The 8,623-nt window shown below is 55.2% G+C and carries 10 protein-coding genes; 4 read left to right on the top strand and 6 right to left on the bottom strand.

Annotation, left to right across the window (positions count from 1 at the left end):
• Window positions 1-113: transposase (locus RBR60_RS15420; protein ID WP_413815477.1), on the top strand; the 113-nt coding region annotated here is incomplete at its 5' end.
• A 234-nt stretch (window positions 114-347) separates the two neighbouring features.
• Window positions 348-1,139, top strand: coding sequence for a transporter substrate-binding domain-containing protein (locus RBR60_RS15415; RefSeq protein WP_320358418.1), 792 nt, complete (start codon window positions 348-350; stop codon window positions 1,137-1,139).
• Window positions 1,140-1,169: 30 nt separating this feature from the next.
• On the opposite strand, the gene RBR60_RS15410 is transcribed toward RBR60_RS15415, so the two are convergent.
• The 6 genes from RBR60_RS15410 to RBR60_RS15385 form a co-directional block, all read right to left on the bottom strand.
• On the bottom strand, window positions 1,170-2,711 hold the full coding sequence (locus tag RBR60_RS15410; RefSeq protein WP_320358416.1) for an iron chelate uptake ABC transporter family permease subunit: 1,542 nt from the start codon (window positions 2,709-2,711) through the stop codon (window positions 1,170-1,172).
• 136 nt (window positions 2,712-2,847) lie between these two features.
• Window positions 2,848-3,600, bottom strand: a complete 753-nt coding sequence (locus RBR60_RS15405) for a metal ABC transporter ATP-binding protein (RefSeq protein ID WP_320358414.1) — start codon at window positions 3,598-3,600, stop codon at window positions 2,848-2,850.
• Complete coding sequence (locus RBR60_RS15400; protein WP_320358412.1) at window positions 3,590-4,069, bottom strand: hypothetical protein; 480 nt, start codon at window positions 4,067-4,069, stop codon at window positions 3,590-3,592. Before RBR60_RS15400 ends, RBR60_RS15405 begins: the two co-directional genes overlap by 11 nt.
• Window positions 4,070-4,082: 13 nt before the next feature.
• Window positions 4,083-5,003, bottom strand: a complete 921-nt coding sequence (locus RBR60_RS15395) for a metal ABC transporter substrate-binding protein (protein ID WP_320358409.1) — start codon at window positions 5,001-5,003, stop codon at window positions 4,083-4,085.
• Between the two features lie 18 nt (window positions 5,004-5,021).
• Window positions 5,022-5,912, bottom strand: coding sequence for a GTP cyclohydrolase, FolE2/MptA family (locus RBR60_RS15390; protein ID WP_320358407.1), 891 nt, complete (start codon window positions 5,910-5,912; stop codon window positions 5,022-5,024).
• Window positions 5,909-6,763 carry a glycosyltransferase family A protein gene (locus tag RBR60_RS15385; protein ID WP_320358406.1) on the bottom strand — a complete coding sequence of 285 codons (855 nt, stop codon included), beginning with the start codon at window positions 6,761-6,763 and terminating at the stop codon, window positions 5,909-5,911. Before RBR60_RS15385 ends, RBR60_RS15390 begins: the two co-directional genes overlap by 4 nt.
• A 404-nt stretch (window positions 6,764-7,167) precedes the next feature.
• Between RBR60_RS15385 and RBR60_RS15380 the strand changes: the two genes are divergently transcribed.
• Window positions 7,168-7,686 carry a hypothetical protein gene (locus tag RBR60_RS15380; protein ID WP_320358405.1) on the top strand — a complete coding sequence of 173 codons (519 nt, stop codon included), beginning with the start codon at window positions 7,168-7,170 and terminating at the stop codon, window positions 7,684-7,686.
• A complete protein-coding gene (locus RBR60_RS15375) occupies window positions 7,683-8,309 on the top strand; it encodes a hypothetical protein (protein ID WP_320358403.1) in 627 nt (208 codons plus the stop codon). The genes RBR60_RS15380 and RBR60_RS15375 overlap by 4 nt, the downstream gene beginning before the upstream one ends.
• Window positions 8,310-8,623: the final 314 nt, after the last annotated feature.

Genomic DNA, 8,623 nt, shown 5'->3' with positions numbered 1-8,623 from the left:
ACTTTTTTGCCAGACTCAAGCAATACCGCGCCATTGCTACTCGATACGATAAGCGGGCCGTCGTTTTTTTGGGTGCCATACACCTGGCAGCTTCCGTCATATGGCTTAACTGATGACACGCCCTAAAATACAGAAATGATATGCAAAATTATCCTGTTTTTATCCGGACATCAAGAACAATGATTTCTGAGTATTGATTGTCTTATTGAGACAGAGGTGTGCTGGGGGCGGATTTTGCAGAAAGAACTGTGCTTTTTTTGTTCCGTCTGCTAACCTGTCATTATTCTTGGAGATGCAGGCGGTATTCTGACAATTTCATTGATTTCCCATTTTTGTAAGGAGGCTTTATGAAAAAAACAGTTGTTTTTTCAGCCCTCTTTTTTTGTGCTTCTTTTTTTCATGCAAATGCGGTTGAAATGACCATTGCCTATGAAAACAAAGAACAGCCTCCTTACTACATGGGGAACAGCGATGAGGTCATCTCTCCCCGCCCGGGTGTTTCCGTGGAAATGGTGAAGATGCTGGAGGAGAGAATTCCCGGACTTTCCATTCGTTTGGTGCGGTATCCCTGGAGAAGGTGTACCGTTAGCCTGGGGGAAAATCTTGTGGATGGCATTTTTAATGCCAGTTACAGCAAAGAGAGGCTTGTCATTGGATGGTATCCCACAAAAGATCATAGTCATGATGGATTGGAGGACACAGACCGGCGGATTGCAACCATCACCTATTCCCTTTATACCTTGAAGGATTCAAAGCTTGGTTGGGATGGAAAGATTTTTTCGGGCGTGCATGGAAACATCGGAGCGCCTTTGGGGTATTCTGTCGTGAATGACCTCAGGAAACTCAATGTGCCTGTGGAGGAAGCCCCCAGCACGGTTAACAATCTGGATAAACTTCTGATGGGAAGGGTTGCTGCTGTGGCACTTCAGGATGTGACGGCGGATAAAATTATCCGGAACAATTCCAAATATGCGGATATTGTCAAGGTAAACCCCCCCTTCCTTTCAAAGCATTACTACCTGATGCTCTCGCATAATTTTGTGAAGGCCAATCCCGATCTGGCCCAGAAAATATGGGATGAGCTCAAAGACATCCGGAACACCTCCTTTGACAAGATTGCAGAAAATTATTCGGAATAGCGGTGCTTGGAATCGTAAGGTAGGGACGAACTAAAAATTGTTCTCACAGTCACGCCGTGTATCCGCATCCATCTCCACCACCAGGGCATCGGCCATCCCATGATCCAGTGCAAGCGGCGCGGCGTTGTCAAGGCGGAAATTCCAGATTTCCCCCATCTCATCCCTGGATGTGAGAAAAAGCCCTTCTCCGGGTCGGAGCTGATGGGCAAGGGAGGGGGGGATCTCCCGCAGAATGGCTTTCTGTCCGGGCCTGAGAAGGCTTGCGCTGAAAAGGGTTCCTGCCTGATGAAGGCAGGGATCCTGAGGAATTTCGCTGCCATGGGGATCGGTCATGGGGTGCCCCAGAAGATCATCCAGTCTTCTGAGAATTTCCGGGTCTTTCATGTGCTCCAGCTCATGGGCCTTGGGATGGATCTGTTCCTCATCCATGCCTGCGTGGGCAAGGTAAGATTCCCAGATTCTGTGGGAACGGCGGATCTTTAAGGCGGCTTTGCGTCCCTTTTCCGTAAGACGCACACTGCCAGGATCCTGGCGGATAAGGTCTTCTTCTTCGAGAAGGCGCAATGCACGGCCAAGCCTCACCCTGGAGCCCGCCGTGTTCAGAAGCTTTGCCGGAGCAATCCCCGCAGGGTCTTTTCGAAAAAGATCTGCGAGAATGTCCTCGGTGATGTCTTGGGGCAGATGGCGGAGTTTTTGGACATAGCGGGTGAGGATGCCATGCTGTGGGGCCACCATGAGTACCAGCACAAACTGGAAGGTGAGAAAGAGCATGATGGCTCCGCCGCCCGCCACATCCAGGGCATAGGCGAGAAAGAGTCCGCAGACCGCACCGCTTGCGGCAAAGAGGGCTGAGAGCAGCATCATGCGATCCAGCCTGTCCGTGAGCAGGTAGGCCGTGGCCGCAGGCGTGATGAGCAGTCCCACCACAAGAATCACTCCCACCATCCCCACACCCACCACCACCACCAGGCTGACGCACAAGGTAAGGGCCCCATGAACAAGCCCCACGGGAATGCCGATGGCCGCAGCCATTACCGGATCAAAGGCCGCTGCCTGAAAATGCCGGAAAAAAAGCAGGATGAGGGTCAGCACCCCGGCAGAGACCAGGGCGGAAAGAAGAATATCCCCATCGGAGATGGCCAGCACATCGCCCATGATGAAATGCATGAGGTCGATGTGGATGTGCTCCCGGAAAAGGGAAACCATGACAACGCCTAAGGCGAAAACGCCGGTGTACATGATGCCGATGGCTGTGTCGTCCTTGATGCGGGACACGGAAGAGACAAAATGGATGAGCCCCACGGTGAGGATGGCGGCGATGAGAGCGCCGAAGAGCATGGCAGGGGCGTGGGCCTCGATACCGAAAATAAGCTTCATGGTGAGATACCCTGCGGCCACCCCTGCGATCATGGCATGGGAGATGGCATCTCCGAGAAAGCTCATTTTTCGTAAAATCACAAGGCAGCCCGTCACCCCGCAGACCAGGGCCACAAGGATGGATGCGATGAGGGCCTTGATGAAAAAGGGTTGAGCCAGGGGGCCGGGCAGGGTATCGGCTGTAAAGGGCATCATGGGATTTCCTTTTGGGGCTTTCTTTCCGGGGGTTTTCTTCAGGTTATTTCCGGGAGTGAAGATACCCTGAAAACAGATCCCTCACCTTTTCCCTCTCCCGGAGGGAAAAGGTGAGTTTTTATTGCAGAAAATAAGCTTACGGGGGGGTTCGCATGCGGGCAAAACCCTGCATCTGTCCCTCGTACACCTCAGAGAGCAGGGCTTCGGTGAGCACCTCTTCCGGCGGGCCAAAGGCCACAAGGCGCTGTTTGATGAGGGCGATGTGGTCGAAATAGTCCGGCGCTGTGGCCAGATCGTGGTGCACCACCACCAGGGTGAGGCCCTGTTGCCGCGCTTCCCGCAAAACATCCAGGATGGCCCTTTCCGTCACCGCATCCACACCGGCAAAGGGTTCGTCAAGGAGGAGAATCCGCGCTCCCTGACAGAGGGCCCTGGCCATAAACACCCGCTGCTGCTGACCGCCGGAAAGGGCTCCGATCTGCCGTTTGGAAAAACCTTCCATGCGCACGGCCTGAAGGGCTTTTGCTGCGGCTTCCCGGTCTTTTTTTCCGGGGTTGCGGTACCAGGGAATAAGACCGTAGCGGCCCATGAGGGCTACCTCTTCCACGGTGATGGGAAAATCCCAGTCCACACTGCTGCGCTGGGGTACATAGGCCACACGGCCCTTTGCTTTTTCCGCAGGCAGGCCGAGAATTTCCACGGAGCCCACATCCTTTTTCACAAAGCCCATGAGGGCCTTGATGAAGGTGGATTTTCCGGCACCGTTGGGGCCAAGAACCCCTACCAGAGCCCCCGTAGGGATGTCGAGGCTCACATCCAGAAGGGCCGGACGGAGACCGTAGCTGACGGTGAGGTGGCGGGTGCGGATGGCGGGTGTGTCAGAAACCATGCTCGGCCTCGCTTCCAAAGGAATGGTGAAAATGGAGATCGAGAAGGCCGTCCTGGCTCCATCCGGAAAGATCTTTTCGCAGAAGGCCGTTTTCAAACACCCGCACCCGCAGGGCCTGGGGCCGCAGGGGGGGCTCACCGGCAGAGGCCCGTATCCTGTATTCCACCGAGGCCGCTGCGATCCGGCTTTCAAGGAAAAGGGGGGTGTCTTCGGCCTTCAGTTCGGAGAGACTTTTTTGCAACACACCGTTTTCATAGATCTGTAAGCCTGAATCCTGGGAAGGATTCAGGGCAAAGGGGTCGGCTGCCATATCAAAACTGCTTGTGATTTCAAGACGAAGAGTGCGAAAAGCCGGTGCAGGGTGCAGATCTGGCTGGGGAGCCGGGGCGGGGGGCTGACCGGACAGGACAAACCAGCCGCAGCCGGCTGTGAAAATCCAGACCAGGAAGATGAGCAGAAAACGGTTCACGCTGCTTCCTTTCCTAACGCAGGGCTTCCACAATGGTGAGGGTGTTTTCCCGCATCATGCCGATATAGCTTTCTCCGGCGCTGCCCGGAGGCCCCATGGCATCGGAATAGAGGGCTCCGCCCACGCGGATGCCCGTCTGGGCCGCGATTTCACGGATTTGTCTGGGATTGACGCTGGTTTCCACAAAAATGGCCCTGGCTCCCATGGCCCGGATGCTTTCCATCACCTGACGGAGCCTTGCCGGGGTGCTGCCCGCCCCCACCTCACCGCCCGTGGACCAGCCCACAGGCGCAAGGCTTAAGTAGTTGTTCTGGGGATTGAAGCGGTATTCCCGGCAGAAATAGTTGAAGGCATCGTGGCTTGTGACAAGAAGCCGCCTTTCCTCAGGGATCTGGGCCACCTGGGCCCGTATCCAGGCATCCAGCACCCGGAGCTGCTGAAGATAAAGGTCCGCCCTGGTCTGAAAAAGGTCCTTTCCTTCCGGATCCATGGCCACCACAGCCTGTAGGATATTGCGCACATAGACAGCGGCATTTTTGGGAGAAAACCAGGCATGGGGGTCGGCCATGGTGTCTCCATCTTCGGAAATTTCCAGGGGCGTGATACCGTCCGTGCAGGTGACAAGGGGTTTTCCGGAGGCTTTGGCCAGGGTGGCCATCCAGTTTTTGCCTTCCAGCATCAGGCCGTTTTGCAAAATGAGATCCGCCTGGGCCACGCGCTCCGCATCCCTTGGTGTGGGCGTGTAGGTGTGGGGATCGGCCCCCGGTGCCAGGATGGAGATGACCTCCCAGCGGTCGCCGGTGATGTTTTTGGCAAAGTCCGCAATCTGGGTGGTGGAAGCCACCATGCGACGGGGGCCTTCGGCATGGGCGGTGACGGCAAAAAGGCTGAGGATAAAAAGGAAAAACAGCCATTTTTTTGAAAAAACAGACATGGACACCGTCCTTGTTTTTCAGGTTTCATCCAGCACAGCGATAATTTCTCCAAGGCTTGTCTGAATGGCGGCGATGACATCATGGGTGTGGATGCTTTCCAGGCTGTTGGACTGGATATCCACAAGGGTGCTGGCCGGAAGGCGATCCCGGAAGCGTAGCCCCACCTGACGGGCCGTCTCCCGGGTGGTGTCTTCGGCAAACTGGGGTTTGGTATGGGCTTTGAGTACCACCTCGGCCTCATCCGTGCGTTTCAGGAGATCCGAGGTTACGTGCAGGCTGGCGTTGAGGCAGTCAAAGAGCTCGGAAAAGGAGGGTGTCGTGCCGCTGCGCTCCATGGCAAGCCGGGTGAAGGATCGCTGGGAATGGGTGATGAGGGGCATCTCCGTGTCCGTTTCAAAGAGCACCCGGTTATAGGCCTGGGTGCAGGGGCAGGCGGTGATGTGGTGAACCCCTGCGGAAATCCGGACACGGTTCTGGATTCCGGCACCTGAAGCGGAGACCACTGCCTTGGCGGAAACGTCCAGGGTATCTACAGAAATTTTCCGGCTGGCCGGGGTTTTCTGAAGGATGGGGAGTTTCCCCCAGATGTGGACTTCGGCGTGATCACCCTCCTGGGTTTCCAGCACACCTTCAGCAAGGGCCAGGGTGTAGTCGCCGATATCCGCGAATTCCTTTTCCAGAAGTGCACTGATGACGGCCTCAATGCGGGACATGTGGATGCCTTTGACCCGTCCGGGCAGATTCACCCGGATGTCGGCGTTAAAGGGGGTGAGTCCGCTCTGAAGCCGCACCCACACGGTTTTGTTGCCAATGCCCACGCCGTCGATGGGCAGCCTGAAGTCCGGAGCCTCTTCGGGGATGTCCGTGCAGGTGGCCAGCACACGGATATGGTCTTCGTCGCAGATCATGGGGCCATCCGCCCCGCTTCTTTGGCAGCAGTATAGAAGTCCTGGATGCTTTTCCATGGGTCGCCTTTTTCAGAAGTAAGGGTTTTCAGGAACTGGATATGGGCCTGATCCTCCGGCCCTGCACCGGGAAGGGTTTCAAGCTTGCGGGCCACGGCATCCAGCATGGAGAGGATGCGCTGGGAGATATGGCTGTCCGCACAGAGGCTCTGGCCGTGAAGGGTGCGCTCCACCGTGATCTCAGGGATGAAGCATAGGTCGGAGCGGGCCGAGAGTTCAAGAAAAAAAATCCAGTCTTCGCCCCACCCCAGGTCAGGAAATCCCCCTGCCTCAAAAAAGAGATCTTTGCGAACCGCCAGGGCCGAGGGTACCATGTCGCACCATTTCTTCAGACGGGCCAGGGTGTTCTGTCCCAGATCCACATCCGTATCCGGAATGGTGAAATCCTTTCCGTCCACCCTGTTGTGGTTGTAGGCCCGGCTGCAGGCAAAGCCAGCCCCTTTGAGAAAACAGGGGGCAAGGCGTTTTAGATGATCCGGTCGCCAGAGGTCATCGGAATCGAGAAAAAAGAGAATCTCGCTTTTCGCTGCCCCTGCCCCTGCATTGCGGGCCGGGCCGGGGCCGATGCCTTCGGTACGGAGAATCCGTACTTCGGGAAAGTCACGGGCCAGAAGATCTGCCGTACCGTCCGAAGAGCCGTCATCCACCACCAGAATTTCAGGGGTGCAGAAAAGGGCGGGGTCAGGATGCTGTTCCCGGATGCTTCGGAGGGCGGTGGGCAGGAGGTCTTTTCTGTTTTTTGCGGGCAGGATGCAGGTGATCTTGAGGGGGGCCTGGAAATTTTGAGAGGTCATGGGCTGTCTTTCTGGCAGTTTTCGGGTTTTAGGTGAAAGACAAGAGTTTTTCCAGGAAAAGGCGTATGCTCCGGCGAGGAAAGGGACGCCTGGATAGGGTTTTTCACAGGGTCTGGGACAGGAAGCTTACCCATTCGGATTTTTTTGAAGGTCCGGCCTTATCTTTTTTCAGGATAGGGATTTTAAAGGCCTCAATGAGAAGGCTGCTGCTATGGGAATGAAAATAGAACATTTACCATGGGATGCGCAATGGGGGAATGCACCTCGGCCGGGTATCCATGGCAGGATTTCAGGATTCATGCTGCGCTTTGAAGGGATGAGGAGGAAGTCACTGTTTTCCCATGGAAGGCCATCATGTTAGAATATTCCGTTGCCATGATGTCATGGGTTTCATGGTGAGGAGGATGAACCTTTTGACATGGGGCAGGGATACGGTGCGTTTGTGGCTGGATCGGCGACGGTTTTATGCGTTTGAGGAAGAGTGGTGCATTGATGCGCCTCTTGCGGCTGTATGGAAGGGCATGGTGCATGTGGAAGGCTGGCCGGACTGGTGGGAAGGACTGCTGCTTGCCGATTCCCAGGACACCTTGCCTGCGGGTATGGCCGGTAAATGCTACAGGACATGCTGGAAAGGGGCTTTGCCTTACCGCCTGAATGTGGATGCCAGAATCCGGGACGTCTGCCAGGAGACCTTTATTCTTGCGGATATTGATGGTGACATTGAAGGCGTCTGCGCCTGTCGTATTGAAGAGAGTTCCTGGGGAACCCGGATCTTTTTTTCCCTGCATGTGCGGACAAACCGTTTCTGGATGAGCGTTTTTTCCCTGTTTTTTAAGGGATATCTCAGTGAAAATCACCAGCGTATCATGGCAAGGGGAACGCGTGGTTTCATGCGCTGCCTGGCAAAGGGGGCAGCGATATGAGAGAGCGGGGTTGGGTTTGGGGGATTCTTTTTTTCTGCCTTCTGGGGGCTGCGGACCTTTCTGCGGCGGGGCAATCGCCCATAGATGATATGCTGGATCGTTTTGAGGCTCTGACAAACTATACCACCCTTCTTGATTCAGAAGGGGAAGGTGGCCGTAACCGTATTCTTTACACCTACCAGAAACCGGGTTTTATCCGGATGGATTTTATAGAACCCCACAAGGGTGCCCGTCTCATCTACAACCCGGAGGAAAAGAAGGTCACTCTCTGGCCTTTTTCCGCCGGATTTTTTCATCTGCGCCTCTCCCCTGAAAACAGCCTGATCACAGATCCCAAAGGCCATACGGTGGACAGATCCGATATGGGCTCCCTGCTCCGATCCGTGAAAGCGCTTGCGGATCAGGGTACCGTTACCCTTCTGGAGCCCGAGAGGGTGGAAGATCTGCTTTGTCCAGGCGTGGAGGTGGAGGCGGCGGAAACGGTCTATCGCGTATGGGTACACCCGGAGCTGGGCTTGCCTGTGAAGGTGGAAAAATTTTTTGGAAACGGTGACAGGGAAACGGTTTTTCTGCGTGAGCTTGCGGTGGATGTGTTGCTGGATGCCGCCGTTTTTACCCCCTGACACCGTGTACCGGGAAGATTTTTTTGGGGCCTTAATCGATCATCAGAAGCTTTTTTGAGGATCAGCCTTTCCATGAGTGCCCTGCGTCTGCCATGTTCTGCCCGGAAGGCCTCTCGTTTTTTTCTGGGTGGCCGTTTCTTTTTCTTCCGGGCTTCTGCCTCCAGTCGAACCCGTTTTGTCTTTTTTACTTTTTTACGGGAAGTTGCTTGGCCGCTTCCTCCAGTTGTTTCACATAATCGACAGCCCCCAGCGCTTCTTTGTATTCTCTGCGCCGGACTTCAAATTTTTCGTATTCATCCCTGGCATGGTCTTCC

Source organism: Desulfobotulus sp. (assembly GCF_034006065.1).
Classification (GTDB): Bacteria; Desulfobacterota; Desulfobacteria; order Desulfobacterales; family ASO4-4; genus Desulfobotulus.
This window is presented reverse-complemented; position numbering and strand designations above follow the sequence as displayed.

What these genes read in the sequence shown, in the direction of transcription:
- RBR60_RS15395 (WP_320358409.1), bottom strand. Translation starts at nt 5,003, where the DNA reads ATGTCTGTTTTTTCAAAAAAATGGCTGTTTTTCCTTTTTATCCTCAGC.
- RBR60_RS15415 (WP_320358418.1), top strand. Translation starts at nt 348, where the DNA reads ATGAAAAAAACAGTTGTTTTTTCAGCCCTCTTTTTTTGTGCTTCTTTT.
- RBR60_RS15385 (WP_320358406.1), bottom strand. Translation starts at nt 6,763, where the DNA reads ATGACCTCTCAAAATTTCCAGGCCCCCCTCAAGATCACCTGCATCCTG.
- RBR60_RS15380 (WP_320358405.1), top strand. Translation starts at nt 7,168, where the DNA reads ATGAACCTTTTGACATGGGGCAGGGATACGGTGCGTTTGTGGCTGGAT.
- RBR60_RS15405 (WP_320358414.1), bottom strand. Translation starts at nt 3,600, where the DNA reads ATGGTTTCTGACACACCCGCCATCCGCACCCGCCACCTCACCGTCAGC.
- RBR60_RS15410 (WP_320358416.1), bottom strand. Translation starts at nt 2,711, where the DNA reads ATGATGCCCTTTACAGCCGATACCCTGCCCGGCCCCCTGGCTCAACCC.
- RBR60_RS15375 (WP_320358403.1), top strand. Translation starts at nt 7,683, where the DNA reads ATGAGAGAGCGGGGTTGGGTTTGGGGGATTCTTTTTTTCTGCCTTCTG.
- RBR60_RS15390 (WP_320358407.1), bottom strand. Translation starts at nt 5,912, where the DNA reads ATGATCTGCGACGAAGACCATATCCGTGTGCTGGCCACCTGCACGGAC.